Genomic DNA, 24,669 nt, shown 5'->3' on the forward strand with positions numbered 1-24,669 from the left:
GACAAACTGTTCTGAAAATTATGTCACTAATTGGAGATAATTTGAGATTATAGCTAAAAATTTCGATTTTTAGCTATATCATCCAAATATGCTTTCAAAATTTCAAATTCTCTTTACCTGTATTGTGCTTTTATTAGTAAAGGCAAAAGCGCAGGATGTAAAACTTGATAGTGTGGCGTTAAATATTAATCGCTATGGCTTAAAAACGGCTCAATCTAATCTGTTCGTTCATTTCGATAAAACTATTTATACCAATAACGATCAGGTTTGGTTTAGCGGGTACTTGCTAAAAAACATGACCAACTTAGATCAATACCATACACTTTATTTATCGCTGATCAATAATAGTGATAGTAGCGTCGTAATACAGGATAAATTTCTGATTGAAAAAGGATTTGCATTCGGTGCGCTTACCTTGCCTGATTCGCTGCCGGGAGGTTCCTATCGTTTTGTAGCGAATACCAATATTAAAAAGGATAATCAGCCAGATGGAGAATTTGTGCAGCCCATTATCATTAAATCTACTACTGTAAATCCATTAACGGCCAATGTTTCTATTTTTAAAGCTTATGATGAGCAGAGCAAAAATGGAACAGCATTGTTGAAAATTTTATCCAGTGATAACCGTTTCGTTGAAAATGCAGAAATAAAATATCATATCGGTAAGGATAAACAAACACTGCTCACCGGTACAGCTAAAAGTAGTGTAATTGGTGAACTGATGATTAACTTTCCTGCGGATAAAATTACAGCAAATAATAATCAACTTAATGTCTCCATCAAAAAAGGTAAAGATATTAGATACATCAAGTTTAATCTTCCGGTAAGGAACCGGTCTAATTATCAAGTTCAATTTTACCCCGAAGGAGGTTACCTGGTAGACCGCTTAACTTCGAAGGTAGGTTTTGAAATTAAAGACCTTGAAGGCACTGCAATAACTGCAATAAAAGCAACAGGTTTTCTGTACGAAAATGACAGGGTGATTGATACCCTCCAGAGCAATTCTACAGGTCTTGGTTCATTTTCGATCTGTCCAAAGCCATCAAAAAAATATTACGTTAAACTTTTTGGCAGTGAACAGGAAAGTATCAGTTATCATTTACCTGCGGTATTAAAACACGGAGCTGTTTTAACAGCAGGCACAGCAATAGCCGAAAACGATTTCAGGCTACAGCTGGTGGCCAATAATAATCAAAAAGTTCATGTTCTGGTGCATAATTTCGCTGATGTTTTTTTGCATGCCGATTTGATATTAGCGGCTAACAAAACCCAAAATATAAGGTTTAAATTAGATTCCGTACCAATTGGATTAAATACCGTCACCATTTTAGATAGCAATTATCGCCCAATGGCCGAAAGGATTTTCTTTGCACATTATGATCAGCTTAATCAGATCGAACTTTCCACAGATAAAAATGAGTATAGTACAAGAGATCAGGTGAATTTAAAATTGAATGTAACCGGTAAAAATAAAACTCCACTTACAGCACTGGTTTCTATTGCATGTACCCAAGCCAATAGGATTTCAGTTGTTAATAACCAGAACATTATCGATTATTTTTATTTACAACAACATTTAAAACCACTTCCTAACCGACCGATGGGTTTAAAGTATGTGGATCAGGATTATCTAAATGATGTACTTCTGGTTAAAACCTGGAGCAGGTATAAATGGCCTGAAGAAGAGGTTGCTAATAAAAAGGAAGTGCTCTCGAGCTTTGAATACCATGGTGAAATTACCAGAAGAAAAAAGTTACTGACCAGCCCACTGGGCTTAACAACAATAGCGGGCGAAAACCTTAATTTTCTGGATACAGATAGTTCAGGCAGATTCAGTATTCCATTTGATCATCTCCTAATTAAAGAACAGAAAACACCGGTTTTGCTGGGAATGGTTACCGATAGATATGATTTGTACTCGCTTCACATAAATAACCCGCAGGAAGAACTCACAAAATACATATTACAGCAAAATTTTGAACTTCCAGATACAAGAGCTAAAGTAATAAATAATGATTATCAAAGTATCACTTCGGCTGCTGGTATCAAACTTAAAGAAGTGGTGATTACGAAGAATAATCAAAATACCGATTACGCCAAAAGACCTTATAATAAATGTGGTGATTATGTTTGCAGGTATAATATTCTAAATTGCCCTAATCATATTGTAGATTCTGGCAGTAGTAGTCCTGTAACAGGTAAAACTTATTCTGATGGGAAAGGAGGTAAAATTACTTACCAAGGGTGTTTGGAGGCAGAGCGTAAACCTAATATTACCATCCTCAAGGGAATCAACCTTCCTAAAGATTTTTATGTATCTGATATTACCAATAAAAATGAGCCTATTAATTTTTCGACAGTTTATTGGAACTATCAGATAAAGATAAAAGGTGATACATCCATTAGTTTTAATACCGGCGATTTAACCGGACCATTTAAAATTATTATACAGGGCGTAACAGATAAGGGAGCGGTTTATGGAGAGAAAGAGATTATAGTGAAGAGCAAATAAAAATTTTTAGCATAAACAGGTTATATTTCAACTTCCTGATTAACTACTTTATTGATGCTATTTTGTGTATCTCCAAATCGCCTGGTTTTTAACTAAAGAAATCTGTGCTGAAAATCTGGTTGGTGCGAACAACAATCAGTAGGCAGAAAGCCTAAATATCAATATATTGCTTCAACATCAGTTCAGTTATTCAAATTTTGTTTTATCAGTTAAATAAATCACAGTTTATTAACGTATTTAAGAAGATTGTAACATTTGCGTTAATTTCTGGTTAATACGTGTTAAAATCAGCATTCTATCTGGCTTTTTATAAGCCTAATTTTGGTCATACTACTAACTAAACTGAATACAATGACCAGATTAAAGATTACTTTGTTCATTTTGACTATGCTCTGTTGCGTGCAGATTTATGGTCAAACGTCGCTGATTAGCGGCAAAATTATAGATGTATCGGGGCAACCAATTCCGGGCATATCGGTAAAAGTTAAAGGAACTGCTGTTAGCAGCTCTTCCGATGCAAAAGGGCTATTCTCAATTAAAAGCGAAAACCCGGCTACACTGATTTTTAGTGGCATTGGTTATACCACCAAAGAATTTGCGTATAGTGGGCAAAGCAACATAACCATCACTTTAAGCGAAGACCAGCAAAACCTGAATGAGATTGTAGTGACTGCTCTAGGTGTAAAGCGGGAAAAACGTAACCTTACCTATAGTTCTCAAGAGGTAAAAGGTGAGCAATTGACCCAGACCAAAGAGCCTAATTTGGTAAATGCCCTGGCCGGTAAGGTTTCGGGTGTTCAGATTACAAGTTCTTCGGGTACTCCGGGTAGTTCATCACGGATTGTAATCAGGGGTGCTAATTCTCTTTATGGCAACAACGAAGCTTTGATGGTAATTGATGGTATTCCGGTTAACAATGATGAAACAGGTAACCTCAACTCAGGTCCAGGCACTAACCGTATTGCCGATCTTGATCCTAATATTATTGAAAGCATTAATGTGTTAAAAGGTGGTGCTGCAACAGCGCTATATGGATCTGATGGTGCAAAAGGAGTGATTATTATCACTACAAAAGCAGGCAGCCTGAATAAAAAGCCTTCCTTGAGTTTTTCATCATCATTTTCTATGGAGAAACCACTTTTGCCCGAAATCCAGAATAAATATTCATTAGGATCTAATGGCGTATATTTTGATGGTGTGAACCAGAAAACAAGTACTTCATGGGGAGCAAGGATGGATACCCTGAAAATTAATGGTCAGCCTGCACAGGTATATGATCAGTCTGACCTATTTTTCAAAACCGGAAAAACATATACCAACACGGTAGCCGTAAATGGGGGCGGGGCTTACAACTCTTATTTTATATCGTATACCAATTTTGCACAGGATGGAACGGTACCTACCACTTCTTTCGACCGGAATACCGTTTTTGGGAAATTCACCACGCAAATTATTAAAGATCTGAATGTTACTTTCTCCTTAAATTATGCCAATACGAAAAATCGCCGGCTACCTGAAGGTTATGCTTTGGAAAGTCCGGTATGGACCATTTTTTCTGCTCCGGTTTCTTACAACCTGCAACCTTCGGTAAACCCTGATGGAAGTCAGCGCTTATTCCGTTTCTCGCGCAATAATCCTTATTGGGTATTAGATAATATCAGCAATACATCAGTTGTTAACCGTTTTCTACCAACATTTACAGCCGATTATAAACCCTTAAACTGGTTAACTATCACAGAGCGTTTTGGTGCTGATGTTTATGTTGAACAGGGGAAATATCATGAATCGTTACTTTCGGTTTCAAACCCTAATGGCCGGATCGTAAACAACAACACCAATTTCAGGCAATATAATAATGACCTGATCATCGGTGCCAACAAAAGTTTTGGTGATTTTACCATCGATGCGCTATTGGGCAACAACATATTATCAACCTATACTGAAACTGCCTATGCTAACGGCCTGGGTATAACCGTTCCAGGGTTTGATAACATTGGATCTACATCAAATATAAATTTTAAGGAAACAAGTTATCTGACCAGAAAAGTAGGATTCTATTTACAGTCCAATATTGATTATAAAAAGTTCCTAATCCTCTCCCTTACCGGAAGGTACGACGGCACTTCTGTACTGGCCAAAAACAACAGTTTTTATCCTTATGGTTCTGCTGCTACAAGTTTTATCTTTTCCAATTTCTTTTCGAAAGAACTATCGGATATCATGAGCTTTGGAAAATTAAGATTATCCTACAGTACAGTGGGAAATGCCAGCATTGGGCCATATAACCTGCTTACGCCGTACGAATCACAAGCGGTAAGAAACATTGCCTTTCCGTACCAGCAACAGTCGGGTTTTTTAATCAGTCCAATCCTAGGCAATCCGAACTTAAAAAATGAGCGGATCAACGAATTTGAGATCGGTTTAGAAACAGGTTTCTTTAAAAACCGTTTAAGCCTGGAGGTTACCTATTTCGATAAAAAGACAAACAACGGGATCATTCCCAATGTAGCACTGGCACCGTCAACCGGGTTTAACGCTACGAGTGTAAATACAGCCGTAATGCGTAACAGGGGCATAGAACTGCTTTTAAATGCAAAACCTATAAAAACGGAGGATTTTAGCTGGGATCTGACCCTGAATTATAGCAGGATCAGAAATAAGGTCCTTGCAATCTTTGGTAATCAGGAATACATCGGCAATGGCTTTACCGTTATTTTTCGAAACCAGCCATATGGGGTAATCTATGGTACCCGTTATGCCAGAAACAGTGAAGGGAAACTGTTAATAGGTAATGATGGGCTGCCATTTGCTGCAGATGAACAAGGCATAATCGGTGATATTAATCCAGATTGGATGGGCGGGATTGTTAATAATTTCAAGTATAAGCAGTTTACTTTGAGTTTCTCTTTTGATATGAAAAAGGGAGGCGATATTCAAAATAATGTAGATGGTTATGGCTATTTCTATGGTACGCCTAAAGTTACCGAAGATCGTGGACCACGCATAGTTGATGGCATAAATGCTACAACAGGCTTACCAAATACAGTTTCAGTTACAGGACAAGCCTATTATCAACGGGTTAACAGTATTCTCGAATCGGTAATTCAGGATGGAACCTACGTTAAATTGCGAAATGTAAGTCTTGGTTATAATGTTAAACCGGTTTGGTTACAAAAAACACCTTTCAAAACTATTGGTTTGCAGGTTACGGGTAGAAATTTATGGATATATGCACCACACTTTACAGGTGGCGATCCGGAAGTAAGTTCTTTTGGTTCTTCAAATGGATCTCAGGGGATTTATTCCTTCTCAACCCCAACATCCCGCTCCGTAGATTTCAGTTTAAGATTAACATTATAGGTCCAATACATAAAAAAGAATCAACATGAAAAAGATATATTTCATTTTAAGTTTTGCATTTATGATGGCTTTTGCCGGGTGCAAAAAATACATAGATGTTAACTATGACCCCAACAGACCGATAGATGTTAAAGAATCGCTCATGCTGCCACCAGTACAGATGCTGATCTCCCAGAGCATCAATGCATCCGGTGATGGGAATTTAAGTGTAGTGCTTCAGCAATACCTGCAGGTAATGGCTCTGAACCAGGTAGCACCAAACTTCGGTACTTATCAGATGTACAATATTGACATGGATGGAGACTGGAATAATGTGTATGTAAGAACATTAAACAACCTTAATTTATTAAAGATTAAAGCTGCTGCCAATGGCAATTTTAATTACGGTGCCATTGCTAAAATTCTTACAGCTTATACTTTGGGCTATGCAACAGATGCATGGGGAGATCTTCCTTACACTCAGGCTTTTTTAGGCGTAACACAGCCAACCCCGAAGTATGATAGTCAGCAGCAGATTTATGTTCAGATTCAGGCTTTATTGGATGATGGGATAGCTGATATTGCTAAAAATGCCAACATTAAACCAGGAAGCGACGATTACATTTATGCTGGCGATATGGCAAAGTGGAGAAAATTGGCTTATACTTTAAAAGCACGTTATTACATGCACCTGAGTAAAGCACCAGGAAATACAGCTTCTGCGCAGGCACAGCTGGCTTTGACTGCATTAACTAATGGTATGCAAAGCAACGATGATGATGCTAAAATTGCTTTCGGTGGTGCAGCGGGGGCAGAGAATCCATGGCAGCAGAATTTTTTACCAGGTACTACATTTGTGCTGGCCAACACCTTTGTTGATGCTTTTACTACCAGAAACGATCCAAGATTAAGCAAAATGGTTAAACCCGCCAAACAAACCGGTTTATATACGGGGCGGCAGATTGGTTTAGACGAAATTGGAAGTCTGGAGGCTTACTCAATCCCTGCCGATTTTTACGCAGGTGCCAATGCCAATAATTACCTGGTAAATTACACCGAGGCATTATTCATAAAAGCCGAAGCCACACTGGTAGTATCAGGTTTTGCAGCTGCACAACCTTTTTATCAGGATGGTATTAAACAGCACATGACTAAGGTAGGGGTGAGCGCAACTGATATGGATACCTACATTGCTTCGCGTGGAACACTCAGCAGTACAAATGCACTCCGTTTAATTATGGAAGAAAAGTCGGTTGCTAACTTTCTTAATGCTGAAAATTATACAGATTGGCGCCGTACCGGATTCCCGACTTTAACTAAAGTTAAAAATGCACTCTCTGAAATTCCAAGAAGGGTACTTTATCCAAATAGCGAAATTACAGCAAACCCACAACCGCAACAAAAGGCTAAAATTACCGATAGGTTATGGTGGGATGTTAATTAAATAGACGTTAGTTAGTTAGTTAGTTAGTTAGTTAGTTAATGATGTTGAGGATACCCGATTGGGTATCCTTTTTCGGTTGTAAAAAAAAGCGCCAGTTCCCTTGTCGAAAACTGGCGCTTTTTAATTATTTAAGAAATATTATTATTAAAATCTCACACCGAAAGTTAAGAATACATTGTTCCTTTTACTTTTAACATCTGCAACAGGTTCTGTATAATCGTCTAGCAGATATGGACTCGAACTGAAATTAGTTTTATAGTTCTGATAAGCTACGTCGAAATAATAGTTATCAATACGATATCCAAGCCCTCCAGTATAGTACTGACCCTGGTAAAACTTATTATCTCCACCTTTAACGCCGTTTCCATTTACACCGTAACCTGCACGTAAGCTTAATTCGTTGGTTACTTTTACTTCTGCACCAACTCTATAATTAACAGCTTCTTTATACGACGCTTTGATAAAAGCATTATTGTCGTTTATTGTTGATGGATCCGAGCCATTAGAAGCTGAAAAACGCATTGAAGAATAATCTACATAATCCACATCAGCAGATATTAATGCAGTACCTGCAATTACATAACTGATACCTGCAGAAGCTTTTAACGGTGTACGCAAATTGTAAGTAAATGAATAATATTGAGTTGGATTGTTCGATTGGGTTGGTCCGGTATTAGCATTTCCGGCAGTAGTAGCCTGTAAAGTCTCACTGGTATTGTCTTCAATGTTCATCCAGGTTGGTGTTTGGAAATTCAAACCAATCCTTAACTCACTAACCGGTCTGAAAATAGCACCTAATTTTAAATTGAATCCACCGCCTTTAGTTTCCTGGTTTCTAAAGTGGTTAAGACTGTAATTTTCATTTCCATTGTATGTAGGCACCGCATCACCATCATTATACGAGTTAACCACACCTGATTCTGTGAAAGTAGCATCGCTGGTATATTTCACATTCACAAAACTGGCTGTTGCACCAAGATATACTTTGTTACCAAAATTTAATGCCCCTGCTACGTTAAATTCTGAGGTAGAACCTAAACGTGCTTCATCCCAGTTTTGTTTAAAATTAGCATTGTTATAGGGTTCTGCAGAAAATTTATTTGGAAAAGTAGGCGTGTTTTTATTAATTAAAAAACTGTTGTAAGCATCGCCTGCGATGCTGTTTGTTATGCCAGAATTATTGGCCTGATCTACGTAAGAATCCCTGATCGAGCTGTTTGTATTGGTACCGTTGTAACTGATGTTATTTAAAAAATCGTTATTGCGGGTATAGCTTAACCCAAATACTGTACTCACTAAACCTTTATCTACATCAGATCCTTTCATTTTGGCAGCAGGGCTGTAAAACACTGCACCAATATTGTTCAGATTAATCTGACTTTTATTAGCTTTAGTATTATTCCCTAAATATCCGCTATTATTCGATACTGAATTAAATTCTGGAGTAATGCTAAATTCCGATTTGGTAAATAAACCTAAACCCGCAGGGTTAGCATTAATTGAACCAATATCGCCACCAACACCAATTTGTGCGCCGCCCATTCCTTTAAACCTTGCCGAACTTCCATAATTGGTTTGCGAAAAACGGAACGCATCGGGTGCATAACTTTGGGCATATGTTGTTCCCATAGCAGCTACTGTAGCTACTAGAGAAGCCAGGATGATTTTTTTCATTTGTGTGTTTAGATTTTATAATTAACCTCTTCCAGCTCTTGATGGTCTTGAACCACCACCGCCTCCGCCGCCATTAGAACCGCCGCCGCCGCCATTTGATGGTGGAGGTGAATAACTTGGTCTGCTCTCTGTTCTTGCAGGAGGAGTATAACTCTCGTTTCTTGTAGGTCTGCTGCTTTGTGTACCTTGAGGTGAGTAACCATCATTCCTGGTAGGTCTGCCACTTTGATTTCCCTGGTTTTGAGTATAACCACCCTGGTTTCTTGTTGGTCTGCCTGCATTATTGTTTGGTGCATAAGATACACCGTTTGGATTGCTTACACCAGATCTACTTGGTCTGCCTACGTTTCCCGCATTACCGTTTCCATATCTTGGCACGCCCCTGTCATTACTTCCAGGTCTGGGTCTATAACTTCCTCTGTTGGTATAAATGCCACCACCATAGTAGCCGCCTCCAATACCCCAGCCTCCGCCGTAGTATCCACCGCCACCCCAACCGTAACGGTCGTAGTATGAATTTGGTCCCCATGAGTTCCATCCGTAAGGATTGTTCCACCCGTAACCATAATTGCCATAATAGAACGGGTTATTCCAAATGCTTCCGTATCCATAACCGACACCGAATCCACCGCCCCAGCCACCTAAACCGTAACCGTTGCCCCAGCCCAATCCAATCCCTAAATAATTGGAGGGTCCGTAGCTGCTGCCGTAATAATAATTGTCAAAATATGGGTCATAGTAGCCTTGAAAGCTGTATCCATTATAAAAACGGTTTATCCTCGAAGAATAATCCATGTCGTAATATGGATTACTGGTGCCATAATATTCATCATATTCTTCCTGACCCTGGGCCTGATATTGCTGGCCTTGTCGGTTCTGAGGTTGAGGTGCCATTTCCACCTCCCTGGCTTTCGCCACAGAATTGTAAACATCATCAGCAGGCTTAGTTTGAGCCAACTTTGATGTAGAGCATGAGGCCACCAACCCTGCAGCGGCAATCATGACAATGGGTAAAAATTTAATTGGTTTCATTGTGTTTATATTTAGTTGTGTGTGTTCACGAATTTAATAAACAAGTTCCAAAAGTAGTTAATTCCTAACTATTTACTTATTCTAAAAATGTTAAATCACAATTGATATTAATTGTTGATCGTTTGTAGGCATAAATTTATAAATTTGCCATCGAATTTTACACTTTTTAACTTACAAATTACGTTCCAAATACATAAGATGAGCAAAGAAATTACAAGTAGAGAAGCCGATTATTCCCAGTGGTATAATGATATTGTGTTAAAAGCAGATTTAGCAGAGCACTCTGCTGTGCGTGGTTGCATGGTTATAAAGCCAAATGGCTATGCTATATGGGAAAAAATGCAGGCAATACTGGATAAAATGTTTAAGGATACAGGGCATCAAAATGCCTACTTTCCATTATTCATCCCAAAGTCATTTTTCTCTAAGGAAGCCTCTCATGTTGAGGGGTTTGCGACAGAATGTGCAGTTGTAACACATTACCGGTTAAAAAATGACGGTAATGGAAATATCGTAGTTGATGAAACTGCCAAATTGGAAGAAGAATTAATTGTTCGCCCTACATCTGAAACCATCATTTGGAATACTTATAAAGGCTGGATCCAGTCATACCGTGATTTACCCATACTCATCAATCAATGGGCCAATGTGGTAAGATGGGAAATGCGCACCAGATTGTTTCTGCGTACTGCCGAATTTTTGTGGCAAGAAGGGCATACTGCACATGCTACAGCTGAAGAGGCAATTGAGGAAACAGAACGTATGTTGCATATCTACGCCGATTTTGCCGAAAACTGGTTAGCCGTTCCAGTTATCAGGGGACGTAAATCGCCAAATGAACGCTTTGCAGGAGCTTTAGATACTTATTGTATTGAGGCTTTAATGCAGGATGGTAAAGCTTTACAAGCAGGAACATCTCACTTTTTAGGTCAGAATTTTGCAAAAGCCTTTGATGTTAAATTTACAGGTAAAGATGGAAAATTAGATCATGTTTGGGCTACTTCGTGGGGCGTTTCTACACGTTTAATGGGGGCATTAATTATGGCTCACAGTGATGATTCAGGATTGATTATTCCACCAAAACTGGCACCAATTCAGGTGGTTATTGTTCCGATTTATAAAGGGGATGAAGATTTAGCCAAAATATCAACTTATGTAAATGAATTAACCATGCGTTTAAAAGGATTAGGCGTTTCGGTGAAATATGATGACAGGGATACACAACGCCCGGGATTTAAATTTGCTGACTATGAACTAAAAGGTGTGCCGATCCGTATAGCAATAGGTGGCCGTGATTTGGAGAATAAAACGGTAGAAATTGCCCGCAGGGATACCAAATTAAAGCAGACCATACCTCAGGAAGGATTGGATATTTACATCGTAAAACTGTTGGAAGATATTCAGCAAAGTATGTTCAACAAAGCATTAGCTTATCGTGATGAGCATATTACTGAAGCTAACAGTTACGAAGAGTTTCAGGAATTGTTAGATACAAAAGCTGGTTTTATTTCAGCACATTGGGACGGAACGCCAGAAACGGAACAAAAAATAAAAGAAGAAACGAAAGCAACGATACGTTGTATTCCTTTAGATAATAAACTGGAAGATGGGGTTTGTATTTATTCAGGCAAACCATCGATCCAGAGAGTGTTGTTTGCAAGAGCTTATTAGGTAGGTTTTAGATATGAGATTTGAGAAGAAATATAAATCTCATATCTATTGTCTCAAATCTCATGTCTATTGTCTCAAATCTCAAATTAAAAAAAATGAAATTCGCAACTAAAGCCATCCATGCAGGCCAGGAGCCTGATCCAACAACAGGTGCTGTAATGACACCCATATATCAAACCTCTACCTATTGGCAAAAATCTCCCGGAGATAACAAAGGGTACGAGTATTCGAGAGGGACCAATCCAACGCGTAAAGCTTTGGAAGATTGTTTGGCTGCTTTGGAAAATGCTAAATATGGTTTGGCATTTTCGAGTGGAATGGGTGCTACGGATGCTGTACTAAAATTATTGCAGCCAGGTGATGAAGTAATTACCGGAAATGACCTTTATGGTGGTTCTTACCGTATTTTTACTAAAATATATACCAAATACGGAATTAAATTTCATTTTCTGGATCTTTCTAAACCAGAGAATATGCTGCCGTACATTAACGATAAAACGAAACTGGTATGGATTGAAACGCCAACCAACCCAACCATGCAGATTATCGACATTGAAGGGGTAGCAAAAATCACTAAAGAGAAAAATTTAATCCTAACGGTTGACAATACTTTTGCTTCGCCATATCTGCAAAACCCTATCGATTTAGGTGCTGATATTGTGATGCACTCGGTAACCAAATATATTGGCGGTCACTCTGATGTGGTAATGGGCGCTTTGGTAACCAATGATGAGCAATTGTATAAAGACCTTTGGTTTATTTACAATGCTTGCGGTGCAACGCCAGGTCCGCAAGATGCTTTTTTGGTTTTGAGAGGGATTAAAACACTTCATTTAAGGATGAAAGCACATTGCGAAAACGGCGAACGCATTGCGCACTATTTAAAAACACATCCAAAAGTTGATAAAATCTATTGGCCGGGTTTCGAAGATCATCCTAACCATGATGTAGCTAAAAAACAGATGCGTGGCTTTGGAGGTATGATTTCGATTACCTTGAAAGGCGCTGATCTGGAAGAAACATTTAGGATCTCCTCTAATTTTAAGGTGTTTACCCTTGCCGAATCTTTAGGTGGGGTAGAATCACTGATCAATCACCCGGCTACTATGACACATGGTTCTATTCCGAAAGAGGAAAGAGAAAAAGTTGGTGTTACCGATAACTTACTTCGTTTAAGTGTTGGGGTAGAAGATATCGATGATCTTTTAGAAGACCTGGAAAAGGCATTGGCATAAAATTTCAATCGGGCATTATGATCAGCATTTGCCCGGTTTTTTATTTTTTTGTAAAGCCAGTTCTATTCTATAATTAATATTTGTCCCGGCTTTACACTAAATATTTTTTGTTGAAGCGCCTGCTTCATTAAAATCTGCAAAACAAAAAAGGATACCGTTTCAATCCGGTTTAGGTGGCCAGTGTTGTGCTGCTATTTTTGTTTAAATAATTACTGATATGCAATTTCTGGAGCTGAAGAATTTTCTTGATAGCAAAGTTGAACAATATAACCAGCCTAATTTTATAGCAAACGATCCGGTTTGTATTCCGCATCTTTTTGAGAAAAAGCAGGATATTGAAATTTCGGGTTTTTTTGCTGCGGTTTTGGCCTGGGGGCAACGGAAAACAATTATCAATAAATGCGGGGAGTTGCTTGACAGGATGGATAATGCACCGTACGATTTTGTGCTAAACCATAGTGATGATGATTTAAAGCGTTTGCTGAATTTTAAACACCGCACCTTTAACGATACGGATCTGCTTTATTTTATTTCGTTTTTTAAACAGCATTATGAAAATTTCGAAAGCCTGGAGCAGGCTTTTATTCCCAAACAGGATATTTATAGAGCGGAATACCTGGAGATTTCTTCAACAGAGCGAAGCATAGAGGTTTCTTCTGAAGTTTGTTACACCGCCGATCTTAATTTTTCAATAGAGCAGGCATTGAACCATTTCAGGTCCTATTTCTTCTCCTTGGAAGATTTTCCGCACCGTACCAGGAAACATATCTCTTCGCCGCAACAAAAATCGACCTGCAAACGCTTGAACATGTTTTTAAGGTGGATGGTAAGAACTGATAATAAAGGTGTCGATTTTGGGATCTGGAATACGCTAAACCCTAAAGATCTGATTTGCCCATGTGACGTGCACGTAGACAGGGTTGGGCGCTTGCTCGGTCTCATTAACCGGAAGCAAACGGATTGGTTAACCGCCGTAGAACTAACCACCCATTTAAGAGCGTTTGATCCTTTAGATCCGGTTAAATATGACTTTGCTTTATTTGGTCTTGGTGTTGAAAAGGAGTTTTAAGCTGTTTTTAAATTATTAATAAATAAAACTTCTTTTTTAAAATCAATGTTCTTATTATTACGTAATAATTCTCTTATTTAAAAGCGAGGATCGTCTATCCAAGCAGTAATTTTTATGATCGCAGTTAACTTGTCTGATGAGGAGAGGTGGAAGGAATACAATAATTTTTCACCTTTAATTGATGTTTTTAAAAAGTTTCATCCACTAAATGATGAAATAGAAAGGCGGATTAACCAACATACATTTCCCATTAGTTATAAGAAGAATAAATACCTGCTTTCGCCAGTTGACCGCAATAAATTCTTGTTTTTGATTGTAAAAGGGGTGGTAAGGGGATTTATAAAAGATGGAAGCACGGAAATTACCACCTGGATTTCAAAAGAAAACGAAGTGGTAGGAACGATACGTAATTTATGGGGGGAAGGCGATTCGGAAGAGTATTTGCAGGCATTGGAAGATGTAGATTTAATTGCTATTCCGCATGTTTTATCAGATTACCTGTTTGAAAACTTCACTGAAGCCAACATTGTAGGCAGGAAAATGATGGAGTTATATTACCGCTCGGCAGAGGAGCGTGCTTATCTTTGTAGAATTTCTTCTGCTGAAAAAAGATATAAACGATTCCTGGCTTCTTTCCCTGACCTGATAAACCGCGTTTCTTTAAAACACATTGCATCTTTTCTGGCCATCAGGCTGGAAACACTCAGTCGTATCCGGGCTAAGCTCTAATCATTACCAATAGAATAGGGGGCAACCCATCACCATTCTTTTTTCATCTGAAGTTTGGTGCTTAAAATTATTCTGTGTTGCTGATCATATAGCGTCATCGGGTGTTGCTCAAGTCGATAGTTTGACAATAGTAACAGCTGTGCAATTTGATTAGGCGTTCAAGGTATCATTACTTCTTGAATATTAAAATTGCCACAATATCTTAGCATTGACTACAGGTTTAAGAGCTTTGGTATTAAATTATAGTATTATGACATTTGGTAATACTATTTTGACCGTTAACAGTTGCTGTTATACTTACGATTTCTCAGTTGGCTATTAATAGGTTATAGGTGTGGAATTCATGAGATTTTCTAATCATATTCGTCCATTCAGTCAAACATTATATTGGCAACCCTTATGTTTTATTAACAAAATTACTGAATTGTGTATAATAATATTTACATTTTTTACCGAAAAATTAGCTACAATTGCGTAAAAAAATAACTTTTTACTAACTTGCGCAATATCCTTAATTATAATGAAAACAAAAAATGCCGTAAGTACTTTCACCGTACTCATCGCTGATGATCATGAAATCATCCGGCGTGGATTAAAAGGTTTAATATCAGACTTTTGGCCTGGTGTTGAAATCATTCATGCATCTACTTTAGAGCAGGCGCTTGTAGAAGTAGAAAAATCACCAAGTTTAATCATAATTGATGTAAACTTGCCCGGAGGTAACAACCTTAAGGTAATCGATCAAATTAAGTTGGTTCAGCCCAATGCTAAAATCCTGGTGTTTTCTTCTTTAAATGAAAATATTTATGCTGTTCCTTATTTAAAATCGGGTGCTTCTGGTTACCTGACCAAAAATGCTGAAGAATCGGAGATTGTGACTGCAATTACTACAATTTTAGCTGGTAGCCGCTACTCAAGCCGAAATGTTAAAGAGAATATGTTCAACAGCATATTAGGTAATGATGCCGATAATCCTTTTACTAAACTTTCAGGCAGAGAACTTGAAGTGGCAGAACTTTTAACAAAAGGTATTGGCGTATTGGAAATTTCTAATCAGTTAAAGCTTCAAATGGGTACCGTAAGTACATATAAATTGAGACTTTTTCAAAAGTTGAAAATAAAAAGCATTATAGAACTAGCTGAAAAGATGAGTATTTACGAAAGATAAAAGAGTATTATACTCTTTTATCTTTCTAAGCTTTTTTGCTTTTATCTACAGTACCAGGCCCACTCTCTCCTGATTCATTAGGTGTAGAGCCGGCCTGTCCAAATTTTTCTGAAGAACCCTGTCCGTTTTGATCGAAGGAGGCCTTTTCTTTTGAGCTTCCTTCATTTTTATGATTTTTTTTTTCCGTGTTTTTATTGTCTTTAGTTTCCATAGGATAAATGTTTATTACTAGCTAAACATTTTAAAACAGACAAAAGTTTTTATTAACTCTCTGAGTTGATTGTATTCCCACGTTCCACTGTATTATTTTAGTGCTTCTTATATGTTCGTGAGTCTGGGTACTTATTAACCAACGATCGTGATGGTTTTCTCGCGAATATCAAACATTTTAGTAGTCTTATAACATTTCTAGCTCGCTGTTGTATTAAATAAAAAACTAAAATTGTTAGTATCTTGTTAGGAATTAATATAATTAAAATCTTTATTAAGCTAAAAATATTAGTATTTTTGATTTAAATCATCCCCTTATAATACAAGAATGGATAAAGAAAGGCAGATTATTCATATGGATCAGGATGCATTTTTTGTGTCTGTAGAAATCAGAAAAAATCCCAGGTTGTTGGGTAAACCCGTAATTATCGGTGGCGGCGGCGATAGGGGAGTGGTAGCTTCGTGCAGTTACGAGGCACGTCAGTACGGCATACATTCTGCGATGCCTGGCAGGACGGCAAAATTACTGTGCCCCCAGGCTATATTTTTAAAAGGCGATATGGAGGAATATTCCAAAGCATCGCACGAGATTACTGAGATTATTGCCGATAAAGTTCCTCTTTTCGAAAAAGCCAGTATTGATGAGCATTATATCGATATGACGGGTATGGATCGCTTTTTTGGCTGTATGAAATTCGCATCAGAACTCAGGCAAACCCTTATTAAAGAGATGAAATTGCCCATTTCTTTTGGTTTGTCGATCAATAAAACCGTAGCCAAAATAGCCACCAACGAATCTAAACCCGGTGGCGAACGACAGGTTACTTTTCCTGAATTGCGGCCCTTTCTTGATCCCCTGGCTATTCATAAAATTCCGGGTATTGGCCATGCTACCTATAAAAAATTAAGCGAAATGGGTGTTCGTGAAATCCTTACGCTTACGCAGATTCCACAACAGCTCATGTTTAAAATTTTAGGGCAACATGGTTTAAGTTTGTGGCAAAAAGCAAACGGGATCGATCTTTCGCCGGTGGTGCCTTACCGCGAAAGAAAATCAATCGGTACACAGGCCACGTTCGAAAGTGATACCATGGATATGGCTAAATTGAAGGCTATTATAACCGGAATGGTTAGCGGACTAACCTTTCAACTGCGTAATCAGAAAAAACTAACTGCCTGCATTACGGTAACTGTGCGTTACACCAATTTCGAAACCGTTACCCAGCAGGAGCGAATTCCTTATACTTCGCTTGATTCATTTCTAATCAGCAAAGCACATAACCTGTTCGAAAAGGTATATTCAAAACGGATGCTGTTGCGCTTGGTGGGTGTAAAACTTTCGCACCTGGTGAGTGGTTACGAACAGATTGGTTTATATGATATCGCCGAAGAAGAATATAGTCTTTGCCAGGCCATGGATAAGGTGCGTAACAGTTATGGTGCCGAAGCTGTAGTAAAAGCCTCTATTGTTACCCAACCACCCCGCGATGAAAAAGGAAAAATAATTAAGTACAATCCCCGTAAAAAGAAAATTTTAATCGAAAACCAAACAGAAGAAGAGCCGGAAGTAAGGAAACGTTCGAAAATCAGAAGTTTTATGAGCGAAAAAGGAATAACAGGTACCAAATCTTACGAGTAGTTATGTTTTTGAATGTTCATTCTTCTTACAGCCTGAAATATGGTACGCAGAGCATTGATCAACTGATTGCTACTGCACGGCGTTTAGGGATCCATCAAATGGTTCTTACCGATATTAACAACTCAACCGGTGCAGTAGAGTTTATTCGCGAGTGTTATAAGCAAGGCATTGCCAAAGAAGCCGACGAAATACACAGGGGCAATATTCCTTATCAGATTAAACCTGTTGCCGGAATCGAATTTCGAATCGATAACAAGCTGTTATACGTAGGCATTGCCAAAAACAGAGAAGGCATGCGGGAGCTGAATGAATTTTTAAGTCACCACAACATCTACAACCTTCCATTGCCAGAGGTTCCTCCCCAAATGGAAAATGTATACATTATTTATCCTTTTAATAAAACTTTTAATCAAACGTTAAAAGAAAATGAATATATAGGTGTGCGTGGAAAACAGCTGAATCTTTTATACAAACATCCGCTTTTGGGCCAGAAAGAAAAACTGCTGGTGTGGCATCCTGTTACGGTGGGCGACAAAATTACTTATCGGCTACACGAATATTTAAGGGCTATAGAACTCAATACGCTTTTAAGTAAAGTAGCTGAGGAACAAAAATGCGATCCCGATGAATTTCTGATTCCTGAAGCCGAACTTACACAGCAGTTTGAACAATACCCTTTTATTGTCCAAAATACGCAAAAGCTGATCAATAGCTGCGATTTAAGTGTTTATTTTGAGGATGGCAATGTACCTACCTCCAAAAACAAGTTTTTTTATACAGGAGATTTCGAAGGAGATAAAAAAATGCTTCGGGAGCTGGCCGAAGAAGGACTTAGATATCGTTATGTCGAAAATAATGAAGAAGCCCTTAAGCGTTTGGAAAAAGAACTGCGGATTATCGAACTTAAAAATTTCTGTGCCTATTTTCTCATTACCTATGATATCGTACATTATGCAATGTATGAGCGAGGTTTTTATCACGTAGGCCGTGGCTCGGGCGCCAACAGCATTGTAGCCTATTGTTTGCGCATTACCGATGTAGATCCGATTGATCTCGATCTGTATTTCGAACGGTTTTTACACGAAAAACGAACAAGCCCACCAGATTTTGATATCGATTTTTCATGGGATGAAAGAGAAGTGATACAGCGTTATATTTTTGAACGCTATCCTAAATGGCATGTTGCTTTTTTGGGTACCATGAGCACTTTCAAAGACCGGGCAATCATCAGGGAAATTGGTAAGGTATTGGGTTTACCTAAAGGAGAAATAGACAGCTTTACCGATCCTACTAAAGAGCGGGAAAATTTGCTTAATGCTACTTACCAGAAGCTTTTGGCCGTGCACCGTTACATGAAAAGTATGCCCAATCAACGTTCTATCCATGCAGGAGGAATTTTGATTTCAGAAGAACCGATTACCTATTATACCGCATTGGATATGCCGCCAAAAGGTTTTCCAACAGTGCAATGGGATATGTATGAGGCAGAAGCCATAGGTTACGAAAAATTCGATATTTTAAGTCAGCGGGGCATTGGACACATCCGCGAGGCCGTGCAATTGATCAAAATGAATAAAGGAAGAGCTATTGATATCCATGATTTTCCAGCTTTTAAAAAAGATCAAAAACTAAACGATATCCTTAAAGAAGGGCAACCCATAGGGTGCTTTTACATCGAATCGCCAGCCATGCGGCAATTGCTTAAAAAGCTGAAATGCGATAACTACCTTACCCTGGTGGCCGCCAGTTCGATCATCCGTCCCGGGGTGGCCAGTTCTGGTATGATGAAATCGTATATCGAGCGTTACCATGCGCCCGATAAAGTGGTGTACCTCTGCGAGGTGATGAAAGAGCGGCTTAGCGAAACCTATGGCGTAATGGTGTATCAGGAAGATGTGATCAAAGTTTGCCATTATTTTGCAGGCTTAGATCTGGCCGATGCCGATGTGTTGCGCAAGGCCATGAGTGGTAAATACCGATCTAAATTGGCTTTTGATGAATTGGTGAACAAATTTAAGGTTTCGGCCCGGCGCCAGGGACATTCAGAAGAGTTGGTTAACGAAGTATGGCGACAGATTTCTTCTTTTGCCGGCTACAGTTTTTCAAAAGCGCATTCAGCTTCTTTTGCCGTTGAAAGTTACCAGAGCCTTTACCTTAAAACGTATTATCCTATGGAATTTATGGTTGCCGTGCTCAATAACTATGGTGGTTTTTACAGTCGATGGGTTTACGTGCACGAACTGCAAAAAACTGGCGCCAGGGTGCATTTACCTTGTGTTAACCATAGCGATGAAGTGGTAACCATAACAGGCAAAGATGCCTACCTGGGTTTTATCGGAATTCAGGGATTGGAAGAAAAAAATATCAGGACCATCCCGTTAGAACGTAAAGCAAACGGCCAGTACCTCGATCTTGAAGATTTTGTGAAAAGAACCTGCATTTCACTCGAACAGGCCATTATTTTAATCCGGTTAGGTGCATTACGTTTTACCGGAAAAGACCGGAAAACCCTGCTTTGGGATGTGCATAACTACCTTGGCTTTAAACAGAAGAAAGTGAATCATGCCGAGCTTTTTAAGCTGAGTTACAAAACTTATCAACTCCCGGCATTAGCCGATTCCGAACTCGAAAATGCTTACACAGAACTAGAGTTATTGGGTTATCCGCTCAATTATAAAATGTTCGATTTTCTGAAAACACCTTATCGAGGCGATACCATGGCAGCCGATATGCACAAACATTTGGGTAAAACGGTAAGGATGGTAGGGAACTATGTTTGTGAAAAAACAGTACATACTATTAAAAATACCAAAATGTGGTTCGGCACTTTTTTAGATGCAAACGGCGATTTTTTTGATACTACCCATTTTCCCAATACCACCCCCATGTATCCTTTTAAAGGAAAGGGCTGTTACCTTATTTTAGGTAAAGTGGTAGAAGATTTTGGCTTCCAGAGCATTGAGGTTCTAAAGTTCGCTAAATTGGATATTCAGATGAACCCGATAGCGATTTAAATCGTTTCATCGTCATTTCGAGCGGAACGTAGTGTAGTCGAGAAATCTATCGCGATAGATCTCTTCATTCTGCATTGCTTCATCCGATAGCTATATGTTCCTTAACCCTTATATAATCAAAACAATAAAAGCTCAATTGTTATAAATTTCAAAATGCATTCTTAACATCATGAGCCGATTAATCTTGCTAATCGGCTCATGATTTGGCTTTCTTTGAGCCGAATCATGATTTTATTCTTCTGAAGAATTGTTTTAGATATACTGGTAGTGCAATGGAATTAGGTGCTGAATCACCATTTAGAGCGTAGTCGAATGATAACTTTTTTATTTAAATCTGTCATTCTGAGTACAGCGAAGAATCTTTTCTACATCAATTTTAAAAACTTATTTACCATATAAGAAATAGAAGTTCATTTAAGCTTATATTTTCCTTAAATTCCGCTTGCGCGCGTTTCCAACGCGTGCATGATAATTCTACGATTGTATCGTTAATGGCTTTTCTTTATCATAATTTCTATATTTAAACCATGATCCACTTTAAAGCAGAAATAGAGCGTTTCGAAACCATGGGTGAGAAAACAGGCTGGAGTTATGTGTTTATTCCGGCTGCTTTGGCCAATGAAATTAAACCAGATTGTAAAAAGAGTTTCAGGGTAAAAGGGAAAATAGATCAGTTGGAGATTAATGGTATGGCAGCCATGCCAATGGGAGAGGGTGATTTTATTATTGCCTTAAAGGGCGAAGTCCGTAAAAAATTAAAAAAAGAAGCCGGAGCAAGCGTTGAACTTTATTTGGAAGAAGATAAGGATTTTAAAATCGAAATGCCTGAAGACCTGGAAATCTGCTTGTCAGAAGAAGAACATTTAATCCAAAATTTTTTAAAACAGCCTAAATCGCATCAGAACTATTATATCAACTGGATTAACCAGGCTAAAACTGAACCTACCCGTACTAAAAGAATTGTAATGACCGTTAAAGCCATGGACAAAGGACAGGACTTTGGCGCAATGATCAGGGAATCTCAAGGGAAGTCTTAATTTATTAGTCCTAAGTCTGTAGTCTTTAGCCGGAAGTCAATAGAACTGGGCGATGTGGATTTAAGACTCTGGACTTCGGACTCCTGACTTAGGACTCCCGACTCCTGACTCCCTTTTATAACTTCTAAACCAGCTCCAAACTTTCATCTGGATTACACCTAAAAAAGCTTCTCTGAAAATACGGGTACTCATTTTTGATGTTCCTTCGGTACGGTCGGTGAAGATGATGGGAACTTCCACTACTTTAAAGCCAAATTTAATGGCGGTGAATTTCATTTCGATCTGAAACGCATAACCAACAAACTTAATTTTATTTAATGGAATGGTTTCCAGTACAATTTTACGGTAACATTTAAAACCAGCCGTAGCATCCTGAATGTTGATCCGGGTAATCATACGCACATACATTGAAGCAAAATATGACATTAGAACCCTGCCCATTGGCCAGTTTACTACATTTACACCCTTAACGTACCTGGAACCAATGGCTACATCTGCACCATTTACGCAGGCTTCGCGTAAGCGAGCCAGATCATCCGGGTTGTGAGAGAAATCGGCATCCATTTCAAATATGTAGGCATAATCATGTTGTAATGCCCAGTTAAAGCCATAAATATATGCTGTGCCTAAACCTTGTTTACCCGCACGCTCTTCAATAAATAAATGCCCTTCGTATTCTTTTTGCAGCGATTTTACAATTTCAGCAGTTCCATCAGGAGAACCATCATCAATAATTAAAACATGAAAAGGTTGTGTTAAAGAAAAAACCTTTCTAATGATTTTTTCGATGTTTTCCTTCTCGTTGTAGGTTGGAATGATGACTAAACTATCTGACACGTTTGTTGTGGTTTATTAAATAATATAAGCTTTTGGCCTTTGTATTTGATATTTGTAGTTGGCAATTGCTTTTAAAATGCGAAAGTAAATATTAAATATGAAACCGTTATGAATTTTCATGAATTCCACATGATTTATCCCCCGAGGTCGTCATCCTGAACTTGTTTCAGGATCTATTTAATGCCATTATTCCTCAATATATCTTAGACCATATTGTTTCCCGCTGATTTTTCAGATCTGCGCAGAATTAGATTTTAAGTCACTGAACCGTTGTTCCTAAACCCGACAGCAGCGGTAGCGCCCGATTGAAAAGAGGGACTATAGCAAATGGCGGGACTGAAGATGCCAAGAACTCCAGTCCGTTCCTTTCCAAATCTTATTGAATATGCTTCTTAAAGCATTGTCAGTCTGAGCGTAGTCGAAGACTCTTTTATTTTCACTTTTACGATATAAAAAGATTTGCTCCGCAGAGCCTTCGGGTTCTCCACTACGGTCGAAATGACGACACCTTTTTTTACCTCACCTCCTGCATTAACTTTTTAACCAGCTGCGAAAAAATAATCAATGCCAAACCTGCAATTAAAGAATATAAGGCCAATGCTTTGTAACCTTCAGTATAAGCCATTAATTTAGTTGGTAGTGAAGCATTGTCGATACTCGACATTTCTGCACCCAGTTTTCCGGCAGCCAATTGACCAAAAGCACTTGATAAAAACCAAAGTCCCATCATCATACCGAACATTTTCTTTGGCGAGAGTTTCGTAATAATCGACATCCCAATTGGCCCCAAACAAAGCTCGCCAAGGGTTAACAATAAATAAGCTAGCGTAAATACATTTAACGAGCTAATGCCCTGTACATTGGCGAAGAACCTGGTGGCATAAAAAACATAAAAACTCAAAGCCAGTAAAAGAAAACCGATTCCAAATTTTACCACGGTATTGGGCTCTATTTTACGTTTGTATAAGCCAAGCCATAAAATGCCAACAATCGGACTAAAAACAATAACAAAAAGCGAGTTAACACTATTGTTTACCACATTGGGGTCGATGTTGAAAAAGAGGATTTTATGATCCAGGTTATCTTTTGCAAATAATGAAAGCGAACCGCCACTTTGTTCAGATATGGCCATAAAAATGAAGTAGCAGAAGATAAAGACGAATGCCGCCAATAGTTTATATTGTGCTTTTTTATCTTTTATTTTAAAGGTTTCGTATAGGAAATAAACCAGGGCAACAACGCCTATGGTGTACATGAAATAATCGGTAAAGGCCGTGTTTTTTACCATGATATAAATCAATGGGATGCATAGTATCGAACCCGCATAAACGGTTATTTCCCATAGCTGCTGTTTTGATTTTTTAAGGTGCAGTAATGGTGAACTCCCGATAGGACCTAAGTGTTTTTTAGTAAAAATGAACGTACCTAAGCCAAACATCATTACCAGGGCAGCAGATAAGAAACATAAATGCCAGTTGTAATATTTACCCAGATAAATACACATGGCACCACCCAGTAAGCCACCTACATTAATACCTGCATAAAAAAGTCCGTATCCTGCATCTCTGCGATTATCTTTCTCGTGATATAATTCGCCAACCATTGATGAAACATTGGGCTTAAAAAAACCGGTTCCGATAATAGATAGGGTAATGCCTATATAAAATAAATCGTGTGGAGAGAAAGCCAGGATTAAGTTTCCAATAATCATTAAAGTTCCACCCCAGAAAAGAGATTTTCTGAATCCTAAAATCTTATCGGCAAAAATACCACCTATAAAAGTGAAAGCATAAACAAAGGCTTGTATAGCACCGTACTGCAGGTTCGATTTTTGGTCGCTTAAACCCAGTTGTTCTACCATAAAGAACGCCAATACCCCACGCATTCCATAAAAACAGAAACGCTCCCACATTTCTACCAGCGATAAATGCCAGAGTTGTTTCGGGTATTTTCCTTCAAAATTCTGAATCTCTTCTATTGAAACTGTTTTTTCCATTAAATAGGTTTAAAAATTAAAAGCCCGATGAAAATCGGGCTTTTGGGTAAAAGTTATTTTTTT

The 24,669-nt window shown here is 38.4% G+C and carries 16 protein-coding genes; 11 read left to right on the plus strand and 5 right to left on the minus strand.

Annotation, left to right across the window (positions count from 1 at the left end; genetic code table 11):
* Positions 1-88: 88 nt before the first annotated feature.
* The 3 genes from KYH19_RS05995 (at position 89) to KYH19_RS06005 (ending at position 7,295) form a co-directional block, all read left to right on the plus strand.
* On the plus strand, positions 89-2,512 hold the full coding sequence (locus tag KYH19_RS05995; RefSeq protein ID WP_219077963.1) for a hypothetical protein: 2,424 nt from the start codon (positions 89-91) through the stop codon (positions 2,510-2,512).
* Between the two features lie 351 nt (positions 2,513-2,863).
* Entirely contained in the window at positions 2,864-5,872 is a 3,009-nt protein-coding gene (locus KYH19_RS06000) for a SusC/RagA family TonB-linked outer membrane protein (protein WP_219077964.1), read from the plus strand.
* 25 nt (positions 5,873-5,897) lie between these two features.
* Positions 5,898-7,295, plus strand: a complete 1,398-nt coding sequence (locus KYH19_RS06005; RefSeq protein ID WP_219077965.1) for a SusD/RagB family nutrient-binding outer membrane lipoprotein — start codon at positions 5,898-5,900, stop codon at positions 7,293-7,295.
* 144 nt (positions 7,296-7,439) lie between these two features.
* Here the strand turns inward: KYH19_RS06005 and KYH19_RS06010 are convergent, their stop codons facing one another.
* Both KYH19_RS06010 and KYH19_RS06015 read right to left on the minus strand, forming a co-directional pair.
* Positions 7,440-8,969 (minus strand): OmpP1/FadL family transporter, encoded by a 1,530-nt coding sequence (locus tag KYH19_RS06010; protein ID WP_219077966.1) that lies wholly within the window; start codon positions 8,967-8,969, stop codon positions 7,440-7,442.
* A gap of 21 nt (positions 8,970-8,990) precedes the next feature.
* Positions 8,991-10,001, minus strand: a complete 1,011-nt coding sequence (locus KYH19_RS06015) for a hypothetical protein (protein WP_219077967.1) — start codon at positions 9,999-10,001, stop codon at positions 8,991-8,993.
* Between the two features lie 198 nt (positions 10,002-10,199).
* On the opposite strand from KYH19_RS06015, the gene proS reads away from it, so the two are divergent.
* The 5 genes from proS (at position 10,200) to KYH19_RS06040 (ending at position 15,873) form a co-directional block, all read left to right on the plus strand.
* Positions 10,200-11,672: a proline--tRNA ligase gene (gene proS / locus KYH19_RS06020; RefSeq protein WP_219077968.1), complete on the plus strand. Its 1,473-nt coding sequence runs from the start codon at positions 10,200-10,202 to the stop codon at positions 11,670-11,672.
* A 95-nt stretch (positions 11,673-11,767) separates the two neighbouring features.
* Positions 11,768-12,907 carry a cystathionine gamma-synthase gene (locus tag KYH19_RS06025; protein WP_219077969.1) on the plus strand — a complete coding sequence of 380 codons (1,140 nt, stop codon included), beginning with the start codon at positions 11,768-11,770 and terminating at the stop codon, positions 12,905-12,907.
* 217 nt (positions 12,908-13,124) lie between these two features.
* A complete protein-coding gene (locus KYH19_RS06030; protein ID WP_219077970.1) occupies positions 13,125-13,976 on the plus strand; it encodes a TIGR02757 family protein in 852 nt (283 codons plus the stop codon).
* Positions 13,977-14,090: 114 nt separating this feature from the next.
* Complete coding sequence (locus KYH19_RS06035; RefSeq protein WP_219077971.1) at positions 14,091-14,705, plus strand: Crp/Fnr family transcriptional regulator; 615 nt, start codon at positions 14,091-14,093, stop codon at positions 14,703-14,705.
* A 520-nt stretch (positions 14,706-15,225) separates the two neighbouring features.
* Positions 15,226-15,873, plus strand: a complete 648-nt coding sequence (locus KYH19_RS06040) for a response regulator transcription factor (RefSeq protein WP_132396194.1) — start codon at positions 15,226-15,228, stop codon at positions 15,871-15,873.
* A gap of 25 nt (positions 15,874-15,898) precedes the next feature.
* Here the strand turns inward: KYH19_RS06040 and KYH19_RS06045 are convergent, their stop codons facing one another.
* Positions 15,899-16,084 carry a hypothetical protein gene (locus KYH19_RS06045; RefSeq protein ID WP_219077972.1) on the minus strand — a complete coding sequence of 62 codons (186 nt, stop codon included), beginning with the start codon at positions 16,082-16,084 and terminating at the stop codon, positions 15,899-15,901.
* Positions 16,085-16,411: 327 nt separating this feature from the next.
* On the opposite strand from KYH19_RS06045, the gene dinB reads away from it, so the two are divergent.
* The 3 genes from dinB (at position 16,412) to KYH19_RS06060 (ending at position 21,773) form a co-directional block, all read left to right on the plus strand.
* Complete coding sequence (dinB, locus tag KYH19_RS06050) at positions 16,412-17,722, plus strand: DNA polymerase IV (protein ID WP_132396190.1); 1,311 nt, start codon at positions 16,412-16,414, stop codon at positions 17,720-17,722.
* 2 nt (positions 17,723-17,724) lie between these two features.
* Complete coding sequence (locus KYH19_RS06055; protein ID WP_219077973.1) at positions 17,725-20,736, plus strand: DNA polymerase III subunit alpha; 3,012 nt, start codon at positions 17,725-17,727, stop codon at positions 20,734-20,736.
* Positions 20,737-21,263: 527 nt separating this feature from the next.
* The gene (locus KYH19_RS06060) at positions 21,264-21,773 is read left to right on the plus strand and encodes a YdeI/OmpD-associated family protein (protein WP_132396186.1); all 510 of its coding nucleotides are present in this window, start codon (positions 21,264-21,266) and stop codon (positions 21,771-21,773) included.
* Between the two features lie 60 nt (positions 21,774-21,833).
* On the opposite strand, the gene KYH19_RS06065 is transcribed toward KYH19_RS06060, so the two are convergent.
* Together KYH19_RS06065 and KYH19_RS06070 are read right to left on the minus strand one after the other, a co-directional pair.
* Positions 21,834-22,610: a polyprenol monophosphomannose synthase gene (locus tag KYH19_RS06065; protein WP_193423814.1), complete on the minus strand. Its 777-nt coding sequence runs from the start codon at positions 22,608-22,610 to the stop codon at positions 21,834-21,836.
* Between the two features lie 514 nt (positions 22,611-23,124).
* Positions 23,125-24,606 (minus strand): peptide MFS transporter, encoded by a 1,482-nt coding sequence (locus KYH19_RS06070; RefSeq protein WP_219077974.1) that lies wholly within the window; start codon positions 24,604-24,606, stop codon positions 23,125-23,127.
* Positions 24,607-24,669: the final 63 nt, after the last annotated feature.

It is taken from the genome of Pedobacter sp. D749 (assembly GCF_019317285.1).
Taxonomy (GTDB): domain Bacteria; phylum Bacteroidota; class Bacteroidia; order Sphingobacteriales; family Sphingobacteriaceae; genus Pedobacter.